Origin of the sequence: Pedobacter gandavensis (assembly GCF_014172405.1) — a bacterium.
GTDB lineage: Bacteria > Bacteroidota > Bacteroidia > Sphingobacteriales > Sphingobacteriaceae > Pedobacter > Pedobacter gandavensis.
On record NZ_WNXC01000003.1, the window covers coordinates 422506 to 446839 of the forward strand.

Consider the following 24334-nt stretch of genomic DNA (forward strand, 5'->3'; position numbering starts at 1 on the left):
ATGGCAACACAACTTAAAAACCTATCTGACTTTTCACATACTACTGTTCCTAATGGAGCTACGTTTAAAATCGCAATTGCTGTTGCGGAGTGGAATGCAGAAATCACGGGCAGCCTGTATAATGGCGCTTTAAAAACCTTATTAGACCATGGCGTTGCAGCGGAGAACATTCTTTCTATTGCAGTTCCAGGTAGTTTTGAGCTGACTTCAGCTGCTGATATCCTGTTAAAAAAACATACTGATCTAGATGCAGTAATTTGCTTAGGTTGTGTGATCCAGGGCGACACGAAACATTTCGACTTCATCTGTGATGCAGTAGCACATGGTGTAACTCAGGTAAGCGTAAAATACAGTAAGCCGGTTATTTTTGGCGTATTGACTACCAATGATTTACAACAGGCAATTGATCGTGCTGGTGGTAAACATGGCAACAAAGGCGATGAGGCTGCAATTACAGCCCTAAAAATGGCTGAACTGGCAGCTACTGCTTAACAAAGCTTTGTTTCTTCGTATTAAAATCGGTAATTTAGTTGAAGAAAATTTTTAAATCCTTTGAAAATGAAAAAATTAGTGCTCTTATTGCTTTGTGTAGGTTGTACGATTATGCTATTGCAGTCCTGCGCAAACAAACTTTGTCCGGCTTATGGCTCTTATCCCCAGAAAAGAAGATAAAGGCTAAATACAATATCTATTAAAAGAATCTCAATGCAGTGGAAACAGATAACTGATCTGGTACAGATCAGTGAAATAAAAAATAATGAAGGCTACAGTTTAATTTTTAAACACAGTACCCGTTGTTCGGTGAGTAGTATGGCAAAGAGACGCTTTGAGTTGGATTGGGAAGCGATTCCTGAGACTACCAAACTCTATTTCCTGGACTTAGTGAGCTTTAGAGAGATTTCTGCAAATATTGCAGAAACCTTCCAGGTGCATCATGAATCTCCGCAGATCTTATTGATCAAAGACGGAGATTGCGTTCTTGATGCTTCCCATAGCGACATCTCCGCGGAGGAGGTTGCCGAAATGATTAATAATTAAAAGATACCGTTTGCTTGATATCAGGATGTAAACTCATCGCCACCGGACAAGTATGTGCCGAGCGCTCAATGATCGTTTTATCCTTATCAGAATAACCATTTGCAGGGAATTGGAAATTGACTACAATTTCCGAAACCCTCCTTGGATTTTCGGCCATGACCTTTGTGATCTCACAAGTAGTCCCATCAATGTTGAAGCCATGTGAGGCAGATGCAATACCTACAATCGTCAGCATACAATTTCCTAAAGAAGTAGCCAGCAAATCTGTCGGCGAAAATGCCTCTCCTTTTCCCTGATTGTCCACCGGTGCATCGGTTATAATTTCATTTCCCGAACGTAAATGAACAGAAGTTGTCCGTAAACCTCCGTTATAAGTTATTTTTGAAGTTACCATCGCTTAGTTTTTAGATACAAGATTAACATATTTTTTTAAAACTGTCAGATTAGCGTTGTTAAACGGCCCATTTTTATAACTATTCAAACCTATTGCTTAACTTTGCCTCATGATCGAACTTCCGGTTGTTTCCGCAAACACAGTACAACGTAAACCTGATTGGCTTAGAGTTAAGCTTCCTGTTGGTAAAGAATATGCACAAGTACGTAGTCTGGTAGACACGCATAAACTGCATACCATTTGCGAAAGTGGCAATTGCCCAAATATGGGCGAATGCTGGGGTGCTGGTACTGCAACCTTTATGATTCTTGGAAATATCTGTACGCGTTCCTGCTCTTTCTGTGCAGTAGCAACCGGCAGACCATTGGCTGTAGATACAGATGAGCCAAATCGTGTGGCGAACTCGGTGAAACTGATGCAGGTAAAACACTGTGTAATCACTTCCGTAGATAGAGATGACCTGAAAGATGGTGGTTCTATCATCTGGGCAGAAACATTACAGGCAATCAGGAGAGAAAGTCCGGAAACTACATTAGAAACCTTAATCCCTGACTTTAGAGGGATCTGGGATAATTTATACCGCGTACTGGAAGAAAGACCAGAGGTGATGTCTCATAATATTGAAACGGTAAGACGTTTGACCAAACAAGTGCGCATCCAGGCTAAATATGATCGAAGTTTAGAGTGCCTTAAACGCATTTCAGATTTTGGATTGAGAACCAAAACCGGTATTATGCTGGGTTTGGGTGAAACCGAAGAAGATGTTTATGAAGCAATGGACGATCTGGTAGCCAATGGCGTACACATCCTAACCTTAGGACAATACCTACAGCCTACCCGCAACCACCATCCGGTGCTGGACTGGATTCATCCAGATCAGTTTGCAAAATATAAAGAAGTAGGCATGGCTAAAGGATTTAAATATGTAGAAAGCGGACCATTGGTACGTTCTTCTTATCATGCTGAAAAACACCTATTTGATTTATAATCTGCAGGAATCAAACAAATATTAAATTTTCTTGTTAAGGTTTACGGTATATCTGTATATTAGTAAACCTTGACAACGAACAATAAAATCTCCCTCACTGAAGAACAACTCGTTCTGGCCTTAAAGGCTCAGGACACCAATGCTATGAAAGCATTGTACGATATGTATTCAGCCTCTTTGTTTGGTGTCATTTCCCGAATCGTAGTTCATACCGAAGTCGCGGAAGATATATTACAAGAAACTTTCTTGAAAATCTGGAATTCGGCAGGTACTTATGATGTCTCTAAAGGCCGTCTATTTACCTGGATGATGAATATTGCCCGGAATTTAGCTATCGATAAGCTCCGTTCAAAAGATTTTAAGAATGCCAGCAAAAACCAAGACATCGAAAATAACGTAGATTTCGTTGACGCACAGAAAGAAACAACTTTCAACGCAGATGTGATTGGTTTAAAAGACATGGTGACTGCGCTTAAACCGGAATTCACCAATGTGTTGGATATGGTTTATTTTAAAGGCTATACACACGTCGAAGCGGCAGAAGAATTGGATTTGCCATTGGGAACGGTTAAAACCCGCATCCGGATGGCTATTATGGAATTAAGAAAGCATTTTAATTAAGTGGAAGAGGGAAAAGCATATATCGAATCAGGCATACTTGAACTTTACGTTCTCGGCGAGCTTACAACGCAGGAACAACGGGAAGTAGAGGCAATGGCAGCAAAATATCCGGAAATAAAAAAGGAGATCAGTGCCATTGAGCTTGCTATGGAAAATTATGCCCTGGAAAACGCGATTACACCATCTGCAGAGTTGGAGCGCATCATTCTGGAGAAAATCACACCGAAGGGAAAAGAAACACCTGTTGCCCCTACTACAGCTCTATTGGCCAGTCAGCAGTCAGGAGTGTTGCCTATTCATCAAGCAGGATATGAATCAAAAATAAGGACCTTAAAATTTGCCTTAGCAGCTTGTGCAGCATTGCTATTAATAACAGGCATTGCGCTTTATTCTGCACATACAGAATTAGATACTGCAAAAAATCAAATCATCGCCCTAAATCAGGATAAGCAACGATTTGCCACCACGGTAAATTACCTGGAAGGAACCAATAAAGAATTGCAAACTATTGCAGATATGCCTGCTGATCCGGATTGGAAAATAGTACGTTTGGCAGGGACAGAAATGGACCCTGAGGCAAAAATGACGGTTTATTGGCATACTTCGGGTCGCCATGTGATGCTGGACAATACCAAAATGGGACTTCCTAAAAACGATGACGCACACCAATATCAATTGTGGGCATTGGTCAAAGGTAAACCTGTTGACCTTGGTGTATTTGATGTGAACGCAGACAGCAGTCACATCCTCTTAAAAATGAAGGAAATTGCAGGTGCTGATGCTTTTGCTGTGACTTTAGAGAAAAGAGGTGGTTCAGCTGCTCCTACGATGGACCAAATGATTGCCAAAGGTGGCGTTTAAGATCAGTCTTCCGCTTTATTAAACAAACTTTTTACGGTTATCGGAATTTGTGCGGCTACCTCTGAGGCCGTTACATTGAAATGTGTGGTACTCAACTCATCCCCGGCTTTGCCATGAAAATAGCAGGAAAGTATTGCTGCGGCCTTTGCACTATATCCTTGCGCCAAATAAGCGGTCAATATACCGGTTAGCACATCCCCCATTCCACCTTGTGCCATCGCTGGGTTTCCCGTTTGATTAATAGATACATCGCCTTCATGATCCACAATAAAGGTATATTGATTTTTGAGAATCAGAATGACACCTCTTTTTTTAGCTTCGGTTCTGGCCGTTTGTAAACGATCCCACCAATTTTTATGGGGACCAAAAAGACCATCAAATTCTTTTACATGAGGACTCAGGATGGAATCTTTAGGCAAGAGGTGAAATAAGTCTGGATGTCCGCTTAGGATGGCTAATGCATCCGCATCGATCACCACTGGTTGTTTCAGTGCAAAAATCTCTGCCATAATGGTATGACTATCTACCATTCGGCCAATTCCTGGCCCAATACCAATTGCATCATAATTATCTAATGTTCTGGATCTGAGTAACTCAGAACGCTCGAGGTACATCGCCTCTGGTACAGCGGTATTCAGTGCCGTTAACCCTTGTACAGGAATGGAAAGCGTAATCAAGCCTGCTCCGCCATACACACAGCCTTTAGCACAGAGCAAAGCTGCACCCATGGTCTTCTCTGCTCCGGCAATGATCAGGGCATGGCCATAAGTTCCTTTATGAGAAAAAGGCATTCTGATTTTGACCATGCCGCGTATGTCGGCCAGTTCTATTAATTTATAAGGAGAAGCTTTTGCTTCTGCACTTTGTTTAGTTAATCCACGATCTACTACCTGTTTTTTACTCAATGGATCTGTATCGGGTAAATAGGCATTCAGGAAAACTGACATAATTAGATTTTATAAACCCATTTCTTTCTTTAAAAACTTACCGGTTAAACTAATTGGGTTCTGTACTAATCCTTCAGGAGTTCCTTCAAAGATGATCCTGCCACCGCCGGCACCACCTTCTTCTCCTAAATCGATCACCCAATCCGCTACTTTTACGACGTCCAGGTTGTGCTCAATGACCAATACCGTATTCCCTTTTTCCACCAATTCATTCAGCACACCAAGCAACACATTAATATCCTCAAAATGTAAGCCAGTTGTTGGTTCATCCAGAATATAAAATGTTTTTCCAGTGTCTTTTTTAGAAAGTTCCGTTGCCAGTTTTACCCTTTGCGCTTCCCCACCGGAAAGCGTGGTAGAAGACTGGCCTAAAGTAATATAACCTAAACCTACATCTTTAAGCGTTTTGATTTTACGGTAGATGACCGGCATATTTTCAAAGAAATCACAGGCTTCCTCGATACTCATATCGAGTACGTCACTGATGGATTTACTACGGTAACGCACTTCCAGGGTTTCCCTGTTGTATCTTTTTCCACCACATTCTTCACAAGGCACCTGTACATCTGGAAGGAAGTTCATTTCGATGACTTTCATTCCTCCTCCCTGACACGTTTCACACCTTCCTCCTTTTACATTAAAAGAGAAACGGCCTGGTTTATAACCTCTGATCTTGGCTTCCGGCAATTGCACAAACAAGTTTCTGATGTCAGAAAACACGCCTGTATAGGTAGAAGGGTTAGATCTTGGCGTACGTCCGATAGGCGCCTGATCGATTTCAATTACTTTATCAATTTCTTTAATGCCATTGATTTTTTCATACGGCAAAGGATGTTTCTTAGCCCTAAAGAAATGATGGTTTAAAATCGGGTATAAGGTTTCGGTAATCAAACTGGATTTACCACTTCCGGACACCCCGGTTACGGCAATAAATTTACCCAATGGGAATTCTACCGATACCTCTTTTAAATTATGTCCACTTGCTTTGATGATGGATAATTTATGACCAGTTCCTTTCCTACGTTTTTTAGGAACTTCAATTCCTTTCTTACCATTCAGGTAAGCCGCAGTCAAGGTATCTGATTTTAGAATCTCTGCCGGAGTTCCCTGCGCAACGATTTGTCCGCCGCGAACACCTGCTGCAGGTCCCACATCAATCACATGATCTGCTTCCAGAATCATGTCTTTGTCGTGTTCTACTACCAATACCGTATTCCCAAGGTCTCTTAAATTTTTCAAAGCACCAATTAAACGCTCATTGTCGCGTTGGTGCAAGCCAATACTTGGCTCATCCAGAATGTACATTACATTCATCAGTTGCGAACCGATTTGCGTCGCCAAACGAATCCGCTGCGCCTCACCACCTGATAAAGTCCTCGCCGTACGATCCAGAGAAAGATAATTCAACCCTACATCCGTCAGGAAGCCCAATCTGGTTCTGATTTCTTTAAGAATTTCTTTAGCAATGGTATTTTGACGTTCCGACAAGCGACTTTCTATGTCCACATACCAGTTTTTCAAACTGTTAATGTCCATTTCTGCCAGCTCAAAAATATTTTTGCCGTCAATTTTAAAATGCAAACTTTCCTTCTTTAACCTCGCCCCATTACATACCGGACAGGTTTTAAGTTTACGGAAGGTTTCCATATCGTCAATCGCTCCTTCTCCCTTTTTCTCCTGTTGCTCTTCCAACAGTTTAATGATTCCATCAAAAGTGATCTGGTAGTTTTGAACATTCCATTTGTTGTATTCTACAGCTACACTTAGCAATTCATGAGAACCGTCCAGAATGATCCCAATCTGTTCTTCTGTGAGTTTTTCCAGTGGCGTAGATAAAGAGAAGTTATATTTTTTGGCCAGCGCCTTCAACACCTGGAAAACCCAGATGTCGCGGTACTCTCCTAATGGTGCTAAACCACCGTTCATAATGCTCAATTTAGGATTCGGCATCACCGATTCCTTATCGATTACAAAAATATACCCCAGTCCGTCGCAGCTTTCACAGGCTCCATAAGGAGAGTTAAAAGAGAAACTATTGGGTTGTGGCTCATCATAGGAGATTCCAGTGGTTGGGCACATCAGGAAGCGACTAAAATGAGCAACATTATTGTCTTTATCGCTAATTTTAATAATCCCTTTTCCCATTTTCATCGCGGTTTGAATAGAATCATTCAAACGCTTTTGATCTTCTTTATCAACGATCAGTCGATCAATGACCACTTCAATATCATGGATTTTATAACGATCCACCTGCATTTTAGGGCTCATGTCCTGTATTTCTCCATCAATGCGCACCTTCACATATCCTTGTTTACGAATTTGTTCGAATAACTCTCTGTAATGTCCTTTACGGCCTTTTACTACAGGCGCCAGGATATTCACCGGCATCCCTTCAAATTTCTTATAGACATTTCCCAGAATCTGATCTTCGCTCATGCGCTCCATTTTCTCCCCTGTATTGTAAGAGAAGGCATCCGCAGTACGCGCATACAATAAACGCATGAAATCATAGATTTCAGTAATTGTACCTACAGTAGATCTTGGGTTTTTACTGGTTGTTTTTTGTTCGATGGCAATCACCGGACTTAATCCAGATATCTTGTCGACATCAGGACGCTCCATTCCACCCATAAACTGGCGGGAATACGCGCTAAAAGTCTCCATATACCTCCGCTGCCCCTCCGCATAAATGGTGTCAAATGCCAAAGAAGACTTTCCACTTCCACTCAACCCGGTAATGACTACCAGCTGGTTGCGGGGAAAGGAGATGTCTATATTTTTAAGGTTATGTACCCTGGCACCATATACTTCTACATCCTTTTGCTCGCCCAGGTCAACGGTATTTTTGCTCATATTTTTATTAAAACAATACTGATATCTATATATTTAAGACAACAAATTTTCAGCCACAAAAATGCTAAAAATTTTATCAAATGAAAAGTTTACAAGCCTTGCGGCTGATAATGTTTACCAAACTAGTGTGGTACCATTTTCAGTGGGGTGGCCAGTACAAACCAGTACCCTTCCTGCTGCAATTTCATTGTCCATTAAAACTTCATTATAATCCATTCTTACTGAACCTTTGGTACAATTGGCAGTACAAGTGCTACAAATGCCAGCATGACAGCTGTATGGCAGGTTGATTCCTGCTGCTAAAGCCGCGTCCAAAATGCTCTGGTGGTAAGGCACCTTGATTTCCTTAATTTCTCCTTTAAAATGGAGGATCACGGAATAGGTATTGGTATCTTTTACTTTCTTTTCGGTGGTATCATCTTCATCAGCCTCATCTTCAGGAAGTACAAAAGTTTCTTTCTTAATTTGCGTTTGATGGAAGCCCATGTTCAACAAGGTAATCCTACAGACATCCATATAGTCTACCGGGCCACATGTATATAATAAGGTATCCTCTTTTTTAAATTCCTGATTTTCCGCTACGATTCTTTCGATCAGTTGTCCGTTTAAGCGGGCCATCATCAGGTTCTTCGCCGTACTAAACAAATAGCTAATTTTTAGCCGATCCGGATATTTAAGCTGCCATTCCTGAAGTGCTTCATAGAACAAGCTGGCTTCGGCCGACCTATTGCTATATGCTAAAATGACTTTGGTATGTTTTTCACGGATCAATGCCGTCTTCAATATCGAGAATAAGGGCGTGATGCCTACACCTGCGGCGAATAAAAACACGGTTCTTTTGATTTCTTCCTGCGGCAGATAACTGAATTGTCCATTTGGTTCCAATGCAGTAAGCACATCTCCAATCGCTGTTTTATGGTGTAAAAGCCTGGAGATTTCGCCATTTTCCACTCTTTTGATCGCAATAGTCAGTGGTTCTTCCAGATCTGGAGCACTGCAAAGGGAATATGACCTTCTCAATTCTTTTCCATTCACCTCAAATACAAGCGTTAAGAATTGTCCGGCCAAATAGTTTGGCTTTGGGGCATCTATTGGCTCAAAACTGATGAGGAGTGTTTCACCCGGACCATAGGTCATTCCGGTAATGCGCAATTTTAACAGTTTCATAGTCGGGTAAAATAGTGATTTTCTGAGAAAACAAAAAGCCGGAATAAATTCCGGCTCCCCCCATTGTCTGTCTTAATATTTTATGCTTATTCTTTGTTTTCCGCTTTATCAGCTTCGCTGGCGGCCTTTTCAGCATTGTAAGCTAAAAACGCTCTTGACGCTTTATAACCATACTGATCCGGATATTCCATGATCTGTTTCATGGAAATCAATTTGTAAACGTAACTAGCGGTTTCGCTGTTCAGTTTCATCTTGAAATAATTGTCTTGTTTTTGCCTGTTAATCTGCTTTCTCATGTGGTTATCACCAACATTATAAGCCGCTGCAACTAATGCCCAATTGTCAAAAATTCCGTAGAGTTCTTTGATGTATTTGGCGGCAGCGATTGTGGACTTGCGCAAATTGTTTCGCTCGTCTACTTTCGAATTAACTTTCAAACCATAACCGCGTGCAGTTGCCGGCATGAACTGCCAGAATCCTGCTGCTCCTTTTGGAGAAACGCCCGACTTTAATCCTGATTCCACTAAAGGCATATACTTAAAGTCGTCAGGAATGCCGTAGGCGGCAAGTATTGGTTCTATTACAGGAAACCATTCAGCTGCTTTATTGTGCAAACGGTTGGTTTGTAGATTACTGTAACTAAATTTAGCAAGGGCCTTTTCCATTTTCCGCTCCACAATCGCATCCCCTAATGGTAGTCCTTCCTCTGCAAATTTTAGATCAGCCATTGTTTGAGCTGGCTCCTCGATCTCTGATACTAGTGTATCGTTATTTTTTGTTATTTTATCTTCTTTTAAAAGACTTTTTGCTGCTTGGGGCATGTTGTAAGCAAACACTTTTGCCATTACTAGTAATGTAATAATTACCGTTAATGTTATTATGTGTTTCTTTATCATTTTCCTCCTTTTTTTGGTTAACAATTTTAAAACGTTTGCAAAGATACCGTATATTATCTTAACTATCAAGCTTTTACAAAAACTGTCTCCAAAATCCACGTTTAAACACCCATAGACCGCGATTTTTTCCAACTCTTACAACTTCGCAAAATAGTAGCGATAAATTGCTCGATTTTTACTAAATTTGCACCCGCATAAATTATGCGGAATAATAGCGTATCATGATGAAAGACAACAACAGGAACAGTCGGGATGACAAGTCCAAACCGGGAAACAGAAGTTCAACAGGCCAAAATCGTAGTGGAGGAGATTCCTCTTACAGAGATAAAGGCAAGTTTGACGACAAAGAGGGGAAAGATAAAAAATTTGGTGGCCCGAGAGATTTTAACCCAAGAGAAGGTGGATCGAGAGATTACAAACCTCGTGAAGGCGGATCTAGAGATTTCAAACCACGCGAAGGCGGTTCAAGAGATTTCAAACCACGTGAAGGTGGTTCAAGAGATTTCAAACCACGTGAAGGTGGTTCAAGAGATTTCAAACCACGTGAAGGTGGTTCAAGAGATTTCAAACCACGTGAAGGTGGATCAAGAGATTTCAAACCACGTGAAGGTGGTTCAAGAGATTTCAAACCACGTGAAGGTGGTTCAAGAGATTTCAAACCACGTGAAGGCGGTTCAAGAGATTTCAAACCACGTGAAGGTGGTTCAAGAGATTTCAAACCACGTGAAGGCGGTTCAAGAGATTTCAAACCACGTGATGCTGGTTCAAGAGATTTCAATTCTAGACCTCATAGTGCAGGAAGCTCAAGGGATGTACCTCCTTCTGACAAAACACGTAGTTATATAAAGAAAGACCATTTCGGAAAAGGGGATCAACCTTTCAGGAAATTTGATGATAATAAAGGTGGTGCTTCAAGAAGTACTGACAGCAGACCTTTTAGAAAAAGAGAAGACGAAGGTGGTTCAAGAGATTTCAAACCTCGTGATTCACGCCCTGACCGCACAGAAGGTAACACGACTATGCGTAGCAGAAAAGCACCTATCGTTAAAGATGACGGCTTAATTCGTTTGAACCGTTACATCGCCAATTCAGGCATTTGCTCCCGTCGTAAAGCGGATGAGCTTATTGCTGCTGGTGTAGTATCTGTGAATGGCGAAGCAATTTCTGAACTAGGTCACAAAATTGACCCGGCGAAAGATGAAATCCGTTATAACGGTGAATTGCTAAAACGCGAAAAGAAAATTTACGTGTTATTAAACAAGCCTAAAGATTACATTACGACTACTGATGATCCTCAGGAACGCCGTACCGTAATGCAATTGGTAGAAAAAGCAAGCAGAGAACGTATTTATCCGGTAGGAAGATTAGACCGTAACACTACAGGTTTATTATTGATGACCAATGATGGCGATCTTGCTGATAAATTATCTCACCCAAGAAATGGCATCACTAAAATCTACCATGTAGAATTAAGTAAGGCTTTAAGTCAAGGTGATTTTAACAAAATTCAGTTCGGTTTAGAATTGGAAGATGGTTTGATCAAACCTGACAACATTTCTTATGTTGCTGGTGGTAGTAAAAAAGAGATCGGTATTCAGATCCACAGTGGTAAAAATAGAATCGTAAGAAGAATATTTGAACACTTAGGTTATGATGTCGTGAAACTTGACCGTGTAGTTTACGGTAACTTGACTAAAAAAGACCTTCCACGTGGAAGATGGAGATATTTAGAAGAGCATGAATTGATTCAGATCAAACATCTGATCAAGTAATCTTTTAAATAAGATCCAATAAAATATCATTAGCCTGTTCTTTACAAATTGTAAGGAACAGGCTTTTGTTTTTTTAAGATTATTTTAAATAAATTAGCCCTCATGAAGAAACTCTTATTTTTCCCGGTCATTATGTTAGCACTACAAAGCTGCGCACAGAAAAAAGATTATAATTTAATTGTAGGAACGTATACCAATACAGGGAAAAGTGAGGGGATTTACGTGTATGACTTTGACACCAATACCGCTGCTTTTAAAGCGAAAAGCGTGACTAAAAACGTAGAGAACCCAAGTTTTTTGGCTTTAGGCGATGGGAATAAAACCATTTATGCAGTCAACGAAACCGGGGAAACCAGTGCAGCCAGTGCTTTTAATTTTGATCCTGTTTCCGGCAAGCTGACTTTCCTGAACAAACAAGTCACCAATGGTGCAGATCCATGTTATATCATTGCCGATAAGAAAAATGTGATCACCGCAAATTATTCGGGTGGTAGCATCTCTGTTTTTGGCATTGAAAAGAATGGTTCCTTATCCGCCATTAAACAATTGGTAAAACATAGTGGAAAAAGCATAGATAAAGACCGTCAGGGAAGTTCACATGTACACATGGCACAGTTTAGCCCAGACCATAAGTATGTGGTGGTAGATGACCTGGGTACAGATAAGATTTATTTATATAACTATAACCCGGACGGTGGCAATAAAGTACTCACGATTAAGGATAGCGTTGCTGTAACCCCTGGAGCTGGCCCCAGACACCTTATTTTCAGTAAGGACGCTAAATATGCCTACCTGATTCATGAAATTGATGGAGGGATCACTGTATTCAGTTACAGCGATGGCAACCTGACTGAAATTCAGAAAACCAAAATCACAGAAGATGGGTTCAAAGGAGAGAATGGCGCTGCCGATATTCACCTTTCTCCGGATGGTAAGTTTTTATATGCAAGCAATAGAGGTTCTGAAAATAAGATCACCATTTTTGCCATTGAAAAAGGTGGTTTATTGAGTATCAGAGGGTATGTCTCTACTTTAGGAAAAGGGCCGAGAAACTTTGCCATTGATCCTACAGGAAAACACCTTCTGGTTGCACATCAATACACCAACAACATCGTTATTTTTGAACGCAATATGGAAACAGGTGCCTTAACAGATACCGGTAAAAGAATTGAAGTGGGTGCTCCGGTATGTTTGATATTTGCAGCGGCTAAATAACACTTAGAAAGAACGCGCATTAACCAGTGTAATCTTACAAAAAAAGGCCTTCGGAAAATCCGAAGGCCTTTTTTATGGAATTATATTTAACCAATGAATTGGATATTGTTCATTTACTTATTGGCTTTAACTACTTGTTTCCAGCTAATTTAAGGTCGCATTAAGTGGGTTATTATGCTTAGCTTCTTCAATAATCTGGCTATAGTAATCCACATATATTGGCAGAATTTTCTTCAGGTCAAAATCTTGTGCCCGAATAAAGGCGTTTTCCTTGAACTGTTGTAATACCTCATCATTTTCCAGAATCTGAATTCCTTTAGCCGCCATATCGTTTACATCGCCTACATTGCTCATAAACCCACAAAAGCCATCTACATTTAGTTCAGGGAGGCCACCAGCATTAGAGGTGATCGCTGGCACCTTACAGGCCATCGCTTCCAATGCTGCCAATCCAAAGCTCTCAGATTCTGAAGGCATCAGGAACAAATCAGATACCGAAAGAATCTCTTCTATCGCATCTTGTTTCCCCAGGAAGCGAACATGCTCGCAAATGCCCAGGTCCCTGCACAATTGTTCACAATATACGCGCTCAGGACCATCTCCTACCATCAATAATTTCGAAGGAATTGTTTTCTGAATCTTTTCAAATGTCAAGACTACATCTTGCGTACGCTTCACTTTTCTAAAATTGGACGTATGGATTAAGATACGCTCGTTATTTGGGGCGATTGCTTTTTTAAAGTGATCTTTTGGCTTTAAGCTAAAGCGTTTAAAATCTATAAAATTCGGAATCACTTTGATCTCATTGGTGATGTCAAAATGAGCCTCGGTATCTTCCTTCAGATTCTGTGAAACCGTAGTTACCCCATCAGATTTATTAATGGAAAAAGTAACAACAGGTTTATAAGTAGGATCCTTTCCTACCAGTGTAATATCTGTTCCGTGCAGGGTGGTCACGAAAGGAATGTATATTCCATAAGTTTCCAGAATCTGCTTGGCCATAAATGCTGCTGAAGCATGAGGAATGGCATAATGAACATGGAGGATATCCAATTTCTCAAAACGAACTACGTCTACAAGTTTACTGGCCAGCGCCGATTCATAAGGTGCATAGTCAAACAGGGGATAATCCCTTACAGAAACTTCATGATAGAATAAGTTGGCAGAGAAAAAGTCGAGGCGTGCAGGCTGACTATAAGTAATAAAATGTACCTGATGTCCTTCATCAGCGAGCGCTTTACCTAATTCAGTAGCAACTACGCCACTACCTCCAAAAGTTGGGTAACAAACAATACCTATTTTCATTCTAGCGAATTTGTTTTTTTTGTGATATTCTTATCTCAAATACACAAGACCAAGCGCTGAGATCTAACACCAAATCAGCCACTTCATACTGTGTTGTAAAGACAACACCAATCCAGAAAAACGGTTTGATTTCTTTTGTTTTTACAAATGCAAAGAACAATACTTAAACTGAGCTTTGTGTTAAACAATTGCAATTATTTAAGATTTCATCTGGTCTTTTATCACCAAATACATCTCGTTGGGACGTTGTGTGCCAATGAAGTATTCAAAACCATCACGATCAGTGAGTACAACAGCATCTTTTCCAGAGGAATAGAAACGCACACTCCCTTTTCGGTGGAGGTTATAAACAGGGTTATTGAACAGGTAATTGCTATACGTATCTTTTCTTACGCTTTTAATGGTATTCAGATCTATTTCCACTTTTCTGGCCGACCATAATCCATCTATCAGGATCTTCTTATCTTCAATAATTGTTTTATATTGAATCATAAAAAGCAAAATAATGGAAACGGCAATGATCCCGAAACCTACCACTAAAAATAAGTCCTGGGTATTGTCGCGGTCACGCTCATAAACATAAGCTGCAAAACAAAATGCTGCCATTACCAAACGAATACAGATTCGGATATAATCGCGGCCTATATATTGTTTCTCCAAAAAAGCGTATCGGTTCCCCATCTATATAATTTTCAATAAAGTTACTTGTTTTTTCCTTTGCATAGTAAAACAACTGGGTTAAGATTGTTTAGAATTTGTAATATATGGCGCTGAATAGGTCAATATAGTTATATTTTTTGTGGCAGCGCCTATCTTATACCGGTTATCCTGGCGCATTCCAGCAACCCAAATCACCTCCCCATTTCCATTCAGTAAGATTGGCACCGCATCTTTTCTGGTGACTGGAATTTTTTCATCGATAAAAAAATCACTGAGCTTTTTATAATGCTTCATGCCGAATGGCTTGAAACGATCTCCGGGCTGTCTGCTTCTCAAAATCAAAGGATAAATCAATTGATCAGCATCTAAGTATGCCTTGTTTGGATCTCTTTCAATCTGATAATTTGTATCGAATTCTGCTTTACTTAACCGTTTACTACTGATGGATCCATGCGGCATTTCGATGGTCTCTTCTGTTGGATGCCAAAGCAAATGTTGTCCGCTTTCTTCTTTTTTCAGGGGACTAATGATCAGCTCCTCCCTGTTTAAAGTCAGCTGATGTGTCGTACTGAAAAATGAAATCCCACTTTGCTTATCCAAAGCTTGTATCAGATCTGCAATCACCGCCTCAGAAAAATGGTAAGGTTTCAACAGCTCAAACATGAGTAGTTTCTGAGGATTCAGACTTTTCACCTTTTCAATTGATAAGTATAGGCCATCATGTTCCGTTCTAAACATGGCACTGCGCAGCTCCGCTACCACTTGCTGTAGCACCTGTTCGGTATCTGCGAAGCGCTGAATATTCTGCTGAAAAGTAAGTTCTAAACTTGCATTGATTTCCTTTAATGGAGGAATCACCTTGAGCCGGATTTTATTCCGCGCATAATTGGCACTCAGGTTAGAGCTGTCTTCCACATAATCAATCTTTTCTTTCTCCACCAGAGCATTGATTTCTACCCGAGTTAAAAACAACAAAGGCCTGATCAGTTTACCTCTTTTCGGTAAGATGCCATGCAAACCTGCAATGCCAGTTCCGCGGGTCAGATTTAGCAATACCGTTTCTATCGCATCATCCTGATGTTGTGCCAGTGCGATATAAGCGTAACCTTCCGCCGTACTTAACTCCTCAAACCATTGGTAACGCAAATCTCTAGCCGCCATCTGGATCGAGATTTTATGACTACTGGCGTAGGCTTTGGTCTCAAAATGTTTCACATAAACCGGCACTTCCAGTGTCGCTGCCAACATTTTCACGAAATGTTCATCGCGGACAGACTCCTCTCCTCTTAGATTAAAGTTGCAATGTGCGATTCCGAACTGATAACCGGCCAATTTAAACAAGTGGGCCATTAAAACAGAATCCCTTCCTCCACTAACCGCCAGAAGGATCTGATCATCGGTAGAGAATAGAGTATTTTGTTGGATATAAGCTTTAAAATTATGAAGAGGTAGCATCTTTCAAAAATAGCATTTACTAATGGATTTTAATTTTAGCCGCATAGTAAAATTTGTATTTTGTACGTTTAGACTATAGGTTCTCCGCAAGGCTAAGTCGATATTTTACCGGATCATGGAAAGAAACCTCAAAATAGCCCAACTGAACGACATTTATTTTGATGAAAATGGTAAGCAAAAAACTAACTTTGTAACGTGCAGAAACTATATATTTTCTTTATTTTATTCTTTCTATCGTTTTCTCTACTTGCTCAGCAGAAGACCAAAATCTTATTGAAAAGCTCTAAAAGCGCCAGGGTAGAAAAGAATATCAATACCACATTCCTGAAAAATCCGGTATTCCAACAAGACAATGCCACATTGGCTTGTGATAGCGCCCTATTTTATGAATCAAAAAATATGTTCGATGCCTTTGGGAATGTGCACATCAATCAGGCAGATACGATTAATATTTATTCTGACCGCTTGACCTATGATGGGAATACGAAAAACGCACACCTCACCAGTAATGTGAAAATGATCGACAAAGAGTTGATTTTAACCACCAACATCCTGGATTATAACCTGGGTAGTAAAGTGGGCACCTATGTTACCGGGGGTAAAATTGTAAATAAAGATGTTACGTTAACCAGCAAGAACGGGTATTATTTTTCCAATAGCCGCGATGCTTATTTTCGATATAATGTAGTGGTAGTGACTCCCGAAACCACCATTAAATCAGATACTTTAAGATATAACACCCTAACCAACTGGACTTATTTCTATGGCCCAACCAATATCATGGGGAAAGATGATAACCTGTACACAGAAAACGGGGCTTACAATACCAAAACGCAGTATGCCTATTTCGGAAAGAAAAACCTGTATACTACAGGCTCAAAATCCTTAAAAGGAGATAGTTTGTATTATGATGGCATCGCCGGATATGGTAAAGCGGTAAGGAATATTGTGTTTAGAGATACCGTTGATAGAACCGTGATGTACGGCCAGCTCGGCTATTATTACAAAATTGACCAACGTACCATTGTCACCAAAAACCCTTATGTAGGTTTGGGGACCTCTGACTCCATTATGGTGGGTAAAAAGCTTCAACCGGACAGTTTATGGATGGGTGCCGATACACTGGAAACCCAAATGGTTCTCCTTAAATCACTAAAACTGATCTCCTCCCCTGTACTGAAAAAAGACAACGAGATGGGAGAAGCAGAGGAGCCGCAAGAAGAAAAAATTGGTGCCCAAAAACCTGCTGTAGCTGCTGCCGGTACAGATAAAAAAGGAGAGCGAAAGAAAGAAAAAGCGCCATTGGCTGCTCTTCCTGTAAATGCGACAGATTCCAGTAAAACAAAACTGAACATGACCAAGGATTCGCTATCAAAACGAAATCTTCCTTTGAAAAACGATGCCATTCCGATTAAAAAGAAGGAAATCCCTTTAAGTAAGCAGCAGGTAAAAGCAGCGCTTTCCGACAGCACCATTTTGACAGTCCTAAAAGCAGCAGAGATAATTCAGCCTGAAATCACCGACTCCCTCAAAAATAAGCTAAAAGATTCCGTAAAAACGTTAAAAGTTTCGGAAGCAGACAAAGCAAATGCATTGAAAAAAGGCGCAACAATTGCCAAAAAGAATGCTGCGGCAGTTGCTGGGAATAAAGTGGCAATTGGCAAGGCTGCAGCAACTGCAACCACGGTTGCCAACAACGCAGTGGCCGGTAACAAAACAGCGCCAGGAAATAAAAATGCTGCAGTAAAAGCAGTGAGCACCGTAATGGCAAAGGATTCCATCCCTTTTAATCCTGCTGATACCGTAAAAACAAGGATTATTAAAGCTTACCACAATGTAAGGGTTTACAAATCAAATATGCAGGCAAGGGCAGACTCTCTGTTTTATACCAGTTCCGATTCTACCCTTCGCTGGTACGGAAAACCCGTGCTTTGGGCAGAAGGCTCCCAGCAAACTGGCGATACCATTTATTTGAAGCTAAAAGACAAGCAATTGAATACTTCACAGGTATTGAGTAACGCATTTATGGTGAATGTAAATTTAGATTCTGCCAGATACAATCAGATCAAAGGAAAACAGATTACCGGATTCTTCATTGATGGTAAGTTGAACAGAATGTTTGTAGATGGAAATGCGGAAAGTGTGTATTTCAATAGAGAAAAAGACAGCATTTACACGGAGATGAACCAGACAGTGAGTAGCCGGATAAAGATCATTTTTAAGGAAAAAGAGATCTCTGAGATCATCACGATTAAAGACACTGAAGGTGTCAGGACTCCTATAAAGGAGCTCAAACAAGATGTTTTCCTGACTGGTTTTACCTGGGTACCAGAATTGAGACCGCTGTCTAAAAAAGAAGTAATCAATGGAAAACCGAAACTGAAACCTGGTGCAAAGAAACCTGCAGGACCTAAAGGTCCGAAGTTGCCTCCTAAAAAGAAGGAAGAGGATGAAAATGGTTCTCCCGCGACTGATCTCAAAGCGAAGCCAGTTGCTGGAAAGGAACAAGTTCCAGTTAAATCAATAGAGAAAGCAGTAAAAGGATTACCCCTAAAAACAGCACCCTTAAAGCTGGATACAGCCAAAATAGATACACTTAAGAAAGAAATTGAGAAAACAGTCCCTTTAAAACTGGATACTGCAAGGATAGATAACATTAAAAAAGAAGCACAAAAAAAAGCGGCTCCAATTAAAGCCGCTATTCTTTCGCCGGTTGTTATCCCTACTGCTCCTTCAAAAAAGCAATAAGCTTACGCATGGCAATTGCCCGGTGACTGATTTCGTTTTTCTGCTCCATACTCATCTGAGCGAAACTGACTTCATACCCATCAGGAATAAAAATCGGGTCATAGCCAAAGCCTTGGTCACCGATTGGCTTTTCAGCAATCTGGCCGTTAATCACACCTTCAAAAAGGTAATTCTTATGGTCTTTAAAGAGCGAAACCACGGTTCTGAAACGGGCCTTCCTATTGCTTTCCCCTTCCATTTTCTGAAGAACCAAGTTTAAATTTGTGGCATCATCCTTAATACCGGAGTACCTGGCAGAATAAATTCCTGGCTCCTGATTGAGGGCCTCAATTTCCAAACCACTGTCGTCCGCAAAACAATCCAACTGGTAGTTCTGCACTACATAGCTACTTTTTAAAGTCGCATTTTCTGCAAATGTGCTTCCTGTTTCCGGAATATCTACCGTACATCCAATGTCCGTTAGGTTCAATACTTTATATTGGCCGCGCAATAAATTGCCAACCTCTTCTGTTTTGTGTTTATTATTTGTGGCAAATACCAATTCACTGATCATAATCCCAATTGTTTAAGACTCCCCCATAATGCTTTTTTCCCTGCTGGATCTTGCTCCAATTTTCTCAATTCTGCTGAGAAAATCAAACGTACATCTCCCTCCATCACGATTTTATTTTCCGGTTGCGTTGCCAATTTTAAATCGGCAGCGGAAACGCCAAAAGCAAAAATCAACCCACTTGAAAAATATTGCTGTAATTCTGTAAAGCTGGCTTTTGGGTAATTCGCATAATTTAACAAAGCAAAATCACTCGCCGTTAAGTTGATAGATTTTACAATTTTACGCAACAACTCTCTTCCTGCCTCATCACTCACCTCATGCGTTGCATCATTTACCAGGATAAGAATCTTCTTTTTATTCTTGCCAAGAAAGGTAAAAGACAGGGCCGCTGGTTTTTCAGCCGCAGCTGCCAGTACCGGAATAGAAATTGGCTGTGGAATGGTTGGTATTGCTGGAACAACTGGACTTGCAGTCACAGTTGCTGGATTCGTTACCTGAGGAATTTGCGTATTTTCTTCAGCAGCTAAGCTAAGGGATTCTTCTTCAGCACCTATAAAACCAGCGCTATCCTCCTGAACAACAGAACCTAGCGCTTCTTCAGTTGAATATCCTTCCTCCCCCTTAATCAAATAAATATCCTCTGTAAAAAATAAACGTAAAGCGGCTCCGTTCGTCGTTAGTTCACTGCCCATTAATGCTGATTTTGATAGAAATCTTTTTTCTGTTAAAATTAGTTAAATATCTTATTATAGTGCCTTTATTTATTACTTTTATGCCTTAAAATATATATAGCATATATCTTTCGTGAGAAAAACTTGTTGCATTATCTTCTTCAGTATGACCTTTGCCAGCGCATTTGCACAAAATGTAGCCAGTATTAATGGGAAACCTGTAAGTAGTAAAGAATTTATGTGGGTGTATAAGAAAACCCATGCCGGAACTACAAATGATACATTTAAAGAACTGGAAGACTATTTAAACCTCTACCTGGATTTCAAACTTAAAGTACTGGATGCTATAGAAATGGGATTTGACAGAGATACGGCCTATCTTGCAGAAATAAAAGATTATGAAACTGCCTTACTCGCCCAGAAAAAGGCATCCACTCCAAAGGCAACCTATTCCATGGTGATCAATGAGTACAAAAATGCCGTACTCATGTTTAATGTATCTGAGATAAAAGTTTGGGATAGAGCTCAAAACGATGCACACCAACTCCGCAACTTTTATGAAAGCAACCAGGCACTTTATGGTGCTGGCTCTTTTGAAGAACAAAAAGCAGTGGTGATCGCTGATTACCAGCGGGTACTAGAGAAAAACTGGGTAACAGCATTAAGACAACGCTATCCGGTAAAAGTAAATGAAGCGGAATTGAGAAAGCTGGCGAAATTATAAGGATAACGCCTCAAGAATATTAATGTTAAATTTGCAAAAGAATAACGTACATAGAATGAAGAAATTTTTAGTGATTGCAGGCGGATTGATCTGTTTGTTTTTAAACACACAAGCGCAAAAGAAAAATATCGATAAAGTTGTTGCTGTATTAGGGAATAATATCATTTTATTATCTGATTTGAACCAACAATATGCGCAATACCTGAATTCTGGAAATCCAGCTGATGAAAAGGTAAAATGCTATATCTTACAACAGATGCTTGCGCAAAAATTGCTGAAGCAACAGGCGGAAATCGATTCAATTACGGTCGATGAATCTCAGGTAGATAATGAAGTCGAAAAAAGAATGCGTATGCAAATTCAACGTGCAGGTGGAGAAGAGCGTTTAGAGCAATTCCTAAACCGTTCGGTATTGCAATACAAAGATGAAATCAGACCTGACATTAAAGAACAATTGATTTCTGACAATATGCAACAACACATCACCAAAGATGTGAGCATCACTCCTCTTGAGGTTAAAAAATACTTTGATTCTTATAAAAAAGACAGCTTACCTGATATCCCTACAGAATTTGAGGTTGGAGAGATCGTACTTCACCCAAAACTGACTAAAGCAGAGAAACAGAAGTTTTATGATAAAATTGATGCCTTAAGGTTAAGGGTTAAAAGTGGAGAAGACTTTGCCTTCCTTGCAAAATCATATTCAGAAGATCCAGGATCAGCACCTGATGGTGGTGATTTAGGTTTCTTTGACCGTACCAGAATGGTGAAAGAATTTACAGCATGGGCATTCAAATTGAAAGCTGGTGAAGTTTCTCCGGTTTTTGAAACAGAGCATGGTTTCCATATTTTACAAGTCATTGAGCGTCGTGGTGAGCAGGTTCAGGCCCGTCACATCTTGATTCGTCCACAAGTTACACCAGCAAGTTTAGATCGCGTAAAACTTCAGGCAGATAGTATCTACAATAACCTTGTCGATAAGAAGATCACTTTTTCTACAGCTGCATCTTTATACTCAGACAATAAAGAATCACAATACAATGGAGGCATGATCCTTTATGCAGATAATGTGACTGCTAGAACTACCTTCATCCCTGCAGACAAGCTTGATCCTAAAGTATTCTTAGTTGTAGATACGATGAAAGTTGGTGAAATTTCTAAACCAGTACTTTTCACTGGACAAGACGGTAAAGAAGGTTATAAATTATTGTATTTAAAATCTAAAATCCCACCACACAAAGGAAACCTGGAACAAGATTATGCGAAGTTCAAAGAAAGAGCACAGCAGGCTAAGATAGACCGTACTTTAAGTGAGTGGTTTCAGAAAAGAAGAGAAAATACCTACATCAGAATTGGTGAAGATTACGACCAATGTGATGAGTTAAAAATCTGGGCTCAAACTTCTAAGAAATAAATCTATGCAGTTTGAAAATGATATCAAAGCGGTAGACGCCTTACATCAGTTATACAAGGACATTAAGGCCGAGATTGGCAAAGTGGTTATTGGGCAGGATGAGGTGGTCAAATCGGTTTTAATATCCATTTTCAGCAATGGCCATTGCTTACTGGTTGGCGTTCCCGGCCTGGCAAAAACCCTGCTGGTTCAAACCGTATCTAATGTACTGGATCTTAATTTCAATAGGATCCAGTTCACTCCAGATCTAATGCCCAGTGACATCATTGGCGCAGAAATCCTTGGAGAAGACCGTAACTTTAAATTCATCCCAGGTCCGATATTTTCGAATATCATCCTTGCCGATGAGATCAATAGAACGCCACCTAAAACGCAGGCCGCCCTATTGGAAGCCATGCAGGAAAAGGCCGTTACTGCCGCCGGACAAAGACATATATTACCAAATCCATTCTTTGTATTGGCCACACAAAACCCCATTGAACAAGAAGGAACTTACCCACTTCCAGAAGCACAACTGGATCGTTTTATGTTCCATGTACAGTTGGGGTACCCTTCTTTTGAAGAGGAATTGACTATTGTTAAAAATACAACCAGTAACCAGGAAGTTCAGCTGAAAAAGATCATCAATGCGCAGCAGATTCAATATTTCCAAAAACTGGTTAGAAATATCCCCATCGCAGACAATGTGGTGGAATACGCCGTTAAACTGGCCAGCAAGACCCGTCCACAGACCGCACATGCCACAACAGAGGTAAATAAGTATATCAGCTGGGGTGCAGGGCCTAGAGCCTCTCAGTTCCTGGTTATCGCGGCGAAATGCCATGCGGCAATTTCGGGTAAATATTCTCCGGATATTGAAGATGTACAAGCCGTGGCAGAAGCCATATTAAGACACCGGATTGTACGGAATTACCGTGCGGAAGCAGAAGGGCTTTCGATGGAACAAATCATTAAGAATCTGTTTTAAACCAGCATATACTAGCAAGCTAATGATGAGCTCTCTGCGATTCAACAGCTGCTAATGGAGTCCTATAAAAAGAGCGGCCTTGAAAATTTTCAAGGCCGCTCTTTTTATTTTCGAGTTTTATTCTCCGGACAGTAAATCCGCTTTAAACAAGTTTGGATAATCTGTCACCAGGCCATCAACACCAAGACCAATCAAATACTTCATTTCTTTAGTGGAATTGATCGTCCAGGGAATGATTTTAATCCCCATTTCATGGCAACGGTCTACCAGGCTTTTACCCACTAAAACCGAATAAGGACTATATATTGTTGGTTTAAAACCCAATTGCTGAATGTTATTTTCAAAATCTTCCTTTTCATCAATCAGCAATCCTGTTTTCATCTTTGGGTAGTTTTCATGAAGATATTGAAGTGTCCGAATGTCAAAGGAGGTAATGGTTACTCTTTTCTCCAGTTTCTTTCTTTTGACAATTTCCATAATCAGATCCACAAACACCGCTGGTTCCGGTTGAAATTCTCCATCACCCTTAGGGATCAGTTTAGTTTCAATGCTATAGTTAGGTTTAGGCAATCTATGTTGTTTCACATGCGCCTCTACAGAATCAATCGTTTCTTCCAGCAAAGGTTTATAGGCTTTAAATTTCTGCTGACCGGGAAAACGGTTGTGAATTTTACTACCTACATCGAATTGTTTAACCTCTTCATAATTCATTTTGTAGATGTTATACTTCTTTTGATCTTTTAAACTGATGGCTTTGCCATCTGGTTTCAAACTGATCTCGGCATTAAAATAGGGCTCCTGGGACAGGACTACCTGTTTATCTTTTGAAATCACCGCGTTCATCACTAAGGTATTTACACCAAGATCTAAAGCTTTGATCATTCCGGGAATCGTATTTTCAGGCATGATACCTCTGGCGCCTCTCTGGCCCTGCAAATCAAATTTCTGAGCCTGACTTTTAGCGGCAATCAACATTACCGCAAGGATTAGTATTTGTTTCTTCATTTAATATGGATATTCATTAATTATGGTTATTCCTCCTCCATAACGCAGATAAGAACCGATCCTTATCTATACAGGTCATG

22 protein-coding genes are annotated in these 24334 nt (G+C 40.3%); 11 read left to right on the plus strand and 11 right to left on the minus strand.

Annotated features, from left to right (window positions below; all coding sequences use genetic code 11):
- Both ribH and ytxJ read left to right on the plus strand, forming a co-directional pair.
- Positions 1-492: a 6,7-dimethyl-8-ribityllumazine synthase gene (gene ribH, locus GM920_RS12065; RefSeq protein ID WP_182957456.1), complete on the plus strand. Its 492-nt coding sequence runs from the start codon at positions 1-3 to the stop codon at positions 490-492.
- A gap of 213 nt (positions 493-705) precedes the next feature.
- Positions 706-1038: a bacillithiol system redox-active protein YtxJ gene (ytxJ, locus tag GM920_RS12070; protein ID WP_182957457.1), complete on the plus strand. Its 333-nt coding sequence runs from the start codon at positions 706-708 to the stop codon at positions 1036-1038.
- Here ytxJ and GM920_RS12075 read toward each other — a convergent pair.
- A complete protein-coding gene (locus GM920_RS12075) occupies positions 1028-1432 on the minus strand; it encodes an OsmC family protein (protein ID WP_182957458.1) in 405 nt (134 codons plus the stop codon). The two genes, ytxJ and GM920_RS12075, sit on opposite strands and share 11 nt — an antisense overlap.
- 109 nt (positions 1433-1541) lie before the next feature.
- Here GM920_RS12075 and lipA point away from each other — a divergent pair, with 109 nt between their 5' ends.
- The 3 genes from lipA (at position 1542) to GM920_RS12090 (ending at position 3902) form a co-directional block, all read left to right on the plus strand.
- Positions 1542-2420 carry a lipoyl synthase gene (gene lipA, locus GM920_RS12080; protein WP_182957460.1) on the plus strand — a complete coding sequence of 293 codons (879 nt, stop codon included), beginning with the start codon at positions 1542-1544 and terminating at the stop codon, positions 2418-2420.
- 69 nt (positions 2421-2489) lie between these two features.
- Positions 2490-3041 (plus strand): RNA polymerase sigma factor, encoded by a 552-nt coding sequence (locus GM920_RS12085; protein WP_182957462.1) that lies wholly within the window; start codon positions 2490-2492, stop codon positions 3039-3041.
- Complete coding sequence (locus GM920_RS12090) at positions 3042-3902, plus strand: anti-sigma factor (RefSeq protein ID WP_182957463.1); 861 nt, start codon at positions 3042-3044, stop codon at positions 3900-3902.
- A 2-nt stretch (positions 3903-3904) separates the two neighbouring features.
- Here the strand turns inward: GM920_RS12090 and GM920_RS12095 are convergent, their stop codons facing one another.
- From GM920_RS12095 to GM920_RS12110, 4 genes are all read right to left on the minus strand, one after another.
- Positions 3905-4849, minus strand: a complete 945-nt coding sequence (locus tag GM920_RS12095; protein WP_182957464.1) for an NAD(P)H-hydrate dehydratase — start codon at positions 4847-4849, stop codon at positions 3905-3907.
- Between the two features lie 9 nt (positions 4850-4858).
- Positions 4859-7702 (minus strand): excinuclease ABC subunit UvrA, encoded by a 2844-nt coding sequence (uvrA, locus tag GM920_RS12100; RefSeq protein WP_182957465.1) that lies wholly within the window; start codon positions 7700-7702, stop codon positions 4859-4861.
- Between the two features lie 114 nt (positions 7703-7816).
- Positions 7817-8869 carry a ferredoxin--NADP reductase gene (locus tag GM920_RS12105; RefSeq protein WP_182957466.1) on the minus strand — a complete coding sequence of 351 codons (1053 nt, stop codon included), beginning with the start codon at positions 8867-8869 and terminating at the stop codon, positions 7817-7819.
- Positions 8870-8955: 86 nt separating this feature from the next.
- Positions 8956-9714 carry a lytic transglycosylase domain-containing protein gene (locus GM920_RS12110; protein WP_235964509.1) on the minus strand — a complete coding sequence of 253 codons (759 nt, stop codon included), beginning with the start codon at positions 9712-9714 and terminating at the stop codon, positions 8956-8958.
- A 272-nt stretch (positions 9715-9986) separates the two neighbouring features.
- On the opposite strand from GM920_RS12110, the gene GM920_RS12115 reads away from it, so the two are divergent.
- Together GM920_RS12115 and GM920_RS12120 are read left to right on the plus strand one after the other, a co-directional pair.
- Complete coding sequence (locus tag GM920_RS12115) at positions 9987-11537, plus strand: pseudouridine synthase (protein ID WP_182957467.1); 1551 nt, start codon at positions 9987-9989, stop codon at positions 11535-11537.
- Between the two features lie 102 nt (positions 11538-11639).
- Positions 11640-12752, plus strand: a complete 1113-nt coding sequence (locus tag GM920_RS12120; RefSeq protein WP_182957468.1) for a lactonase family protein — start codon at positions 11640-11642, stop codon at positions 12750-12752.
- A gap of 144 nt (positions 12753-12896) precedes the next feature.
- Here the strand turns inward: GM920_RS12120 and bshA are convergent, their stop codons facing one another.
- The 3 genes from bshA to tilS form a co-directional block, all read right to left on the minus strand.
- On the minus strand, positions 12897-14057 hold the full coding sequence (gene bshA / locus GM920_RS12125) for an N-acetyl-alpha-D-glucosaminyl L-malate synthase BshA (RefSeq protein ID WP_182957469.1): 1161 nt from the start codon (positions 14055-14057) through the stop codon (positions 12897-12899).
- Positions 14058-14255: 198 nt separating this feature from the next.
- Entirely contained in the window at positions 14256-14738 is a 483-nt protein-coding gene (locus tag GM920_RS12130; protein WP_182957471.1) for a hypothetical protein, read from the minus strand.
- 57 nt (positions 14739-14795) lie between these two features.
- A complete protein-coding gene (tilS, locus tag GM920_RS12135; RefSeq protein WP_182957473.1) occupies positions 14796-16172 on the minus strand; it encodes a tRNA lysidine(34) synthetase TilS in 1377 nt (458 codons plus the stop codon).
- Positions 16173-16367: 195 nt separating this feature from the next.
- Here tilS and GM920_RS12140 point away from each other — a divergent pair, with 195 nt between their 5' ends.
- Positions 16368-18920: an OstA-like protein gene (locus tag GM920_RS12140; RefSeq protein ID WP_317171542.1), complete on the plus strand. Its 2553-nt coding sequence runs from the start codon at positions 16368-16370 to the stop codon at positions 18918-18920.
- Here GM920_RS12140 and rdgB read toward each other — a convergent pair.
- Entirely contained in the window at positions 18895-19470 is a 576-nt protein-coding gene (rdgB, locus tag GM920_RS12145) for an RdgB/HAM1 family non-canonical purine NTP pyrophosphatase (protein ID WP_317171543.1), read from the minus strand. The genes GM920_RS12140 and rdgB overlap by 26 nt on opposite strands.
- Positions 19470-20165, minus strand: coding sequence for a hypothetical protein (locus tag GM920_RS12150; protein ID WP_182957477.1), 696 nt, complete (start codon positions 20163-20165; stop codon positions 19470-19472). The genes rdgB and GM920_RS12150 overlap by 1 nt, the downstream gene beginning before the upstream one ends.
- Before the next feature lie 145 nt (positions 20166-20310).
- On the opposite strand from GM920_RS12150, the gene GM920_RS12155 reads away from it, so the two are divergent.
- The 3 genes from GM920_RS12155 to GM920_RS12165 are packed head-to-tail and all read left to right on the plus strand — an operon-like array spanning position 20311 to position 23249.
- Entirely contained in the window at positions 20311-20868 is a 558-nt protein-coding gene (locus tag GM920_RS12155) for a hypothetical protein (protein ID WP_182957479.1), read from the plus strand.
- Between the two features lie 55 nt (positions 20869-20923).
- Positions 20924-22282, plus strand: coding sequence for a peptidylprolyl isomerase (locus tag GM920_RS12160; protein ID WP_182957481.1), 1359 nt, complete (start codon positions 20924-20926; stop codon positions 22280-22282).
- 4 nt (positions 22283-22286) lie between these two features.
- Positions 22287-23249, plus strand: coding sequence for an AAA family ATPase (locus GM920_RS12165; RefSeq protein WP_182957483.1), 963 nt, complete (start codon positions 22287-22289; stop codon positions 23247-23249).
- A gap of 117 nt (positions 23250-23366) precedes the next feature.
- Here the strand turns inward: GM920_RS12165 and GM920_RS12170 are convergent, their stop codons facing one another.
- On the minus strand, positions 23367-24254 hold the full coding sequence (locus tag GM920_RS12170) for a glycerophosphodiester phosphodiesterase family protein (RefSeq protein ID WP_182957485.1): 888 nt from the start codon (positions 24252-24254) through the stop codon (positions 23367-23369).
- Positions 24255-24334 lie beyond the last annotated feature (80 nt).

Excerpts from the sequence above, each read along its gene's own strand:
- ribH (WP_182957456.1), top strand. The coding sequence starts at position 1 with ATGGCAACACAACTTAAAAACCTATCTGACTTTTCACATACTACTGTT.
- ytxJ (WP_182957457.1), top strand. The coding sequence starts at position 706 with ATGCAGTGGAAACAGATAACTGATCTGGTACAGATCAGTGAAATAAAA.
- GM920_RS12075 (WP_182957458.1), bottom strand. The coding sequence starts at position 1,432 with ATGGTAACTTCAAAAATAACTTATAACGGAGGTTTACGGACAACTTCT.
- lipA (WP_182957460.1), top strand. The coding sequence starts at position 1,542 with ATGATCGAACTTCCGGTTGTTTCCGCAAACACAGTACAACGTAAACCT.
- GM920_RS12095 (WP_182957464.1), bottom strand. The coding sequence starts at position 4,849 with ATGTCAGTTTTCCTGAATGCCTATTTACCCGATACAGATCCATTGAGT.
- uvrA (WP_182957465.1), bottom strand. The coding sequence starts at position 7,702 with ATGAGCAAAAATACCGTTGACCTGGGCGAGCAAAAGGATGTAGAAGTA.
- GM920_RS12105 (WP_182957466.1), bottom strand. The coding sequence starts at position 8,869 with ATGAAACTGTTAAAATTGCGCATTACCGGAATGACCTATGGTCCGGGT.
- GM920_RS12110 (WP_235964509.1), bottom strand. The coding sequence starts at position 9,714 with ATGGCAAAAGTGTTTGCTTACAACATGCCCCAAGCAGCAAAAAGTCTT.
- GM920_RS12115 (WP_182957467.1), top strand. The coding sequence starts at position 9,987 with ATGATGAAAGACAACAACAGGAACAGTCGGGATGACAAGTCCAAACCG.
- GM920_RS12120 (WP_182957468.1), top strand. The coding sequence starts at position 11,640 with ATGAAGAAACTCTTATTTTTCCCGGTCATTATGTTAGCACTACAAAGC.
- bshA (WP_182957469.1), bottom strand. The coding sequence starts at position 14,057 with ATGAAAATAGGTATTGTTTGTTACCCAACTTTTGGAGGTAGTGGCGTA.
- GM920_RS12130 (WP_182957471.1), bottom strand. The coding sequence starts at position 14,738 with ATGGGGAACCGATACGCTTTTTTGGAGAAACAATATATAGGCCGCGAT.
- tilS (WP_182957473.1), bottom strand. The coding sequence starts at position 16,172 with ATGCTACCTCTTCATAATTTTAAAGCTTATATCCAACAAAATACTCTA.
- GM920_RS12150 (WP_182957477.1), bottom strand. The coding sequence starts at position 20,165 with ATGGGCAGTGAACTAACGACGAACGGAGCCGCTTTACGTTTATTTTTT.
- GM920_RS12155 (WP_182957479.1), top strand. The coding sequence starts at position 20,311 with ATGACCTTTGCCAGCGCATTTGCACAAAATGTAGCCAGTATTAATGGG.
- GM920_RS12160 (WP_182957481.1), top strand. The coding sequence starts at position 20,924 with ATGAAGAAATTTTTAGTGATTGCAGGCGGATTGATCTGTTTGTTTTTA.
- GM920_RS12165 (WP_182957483.1), top strand. The coding sequence starts at position 22,287 with ATGCAGTTTGAAAATGATATCAAAGCGGTAGACGCCTTACATCAGTTA.
- GM920_RS12170 (WP_182957485.1), bottom strand. The coding sequence starts at position 24,254 with ATGAAGAAACAAATACTAATCCTTGCGGTAATGTTGATTGCCGCTAAA.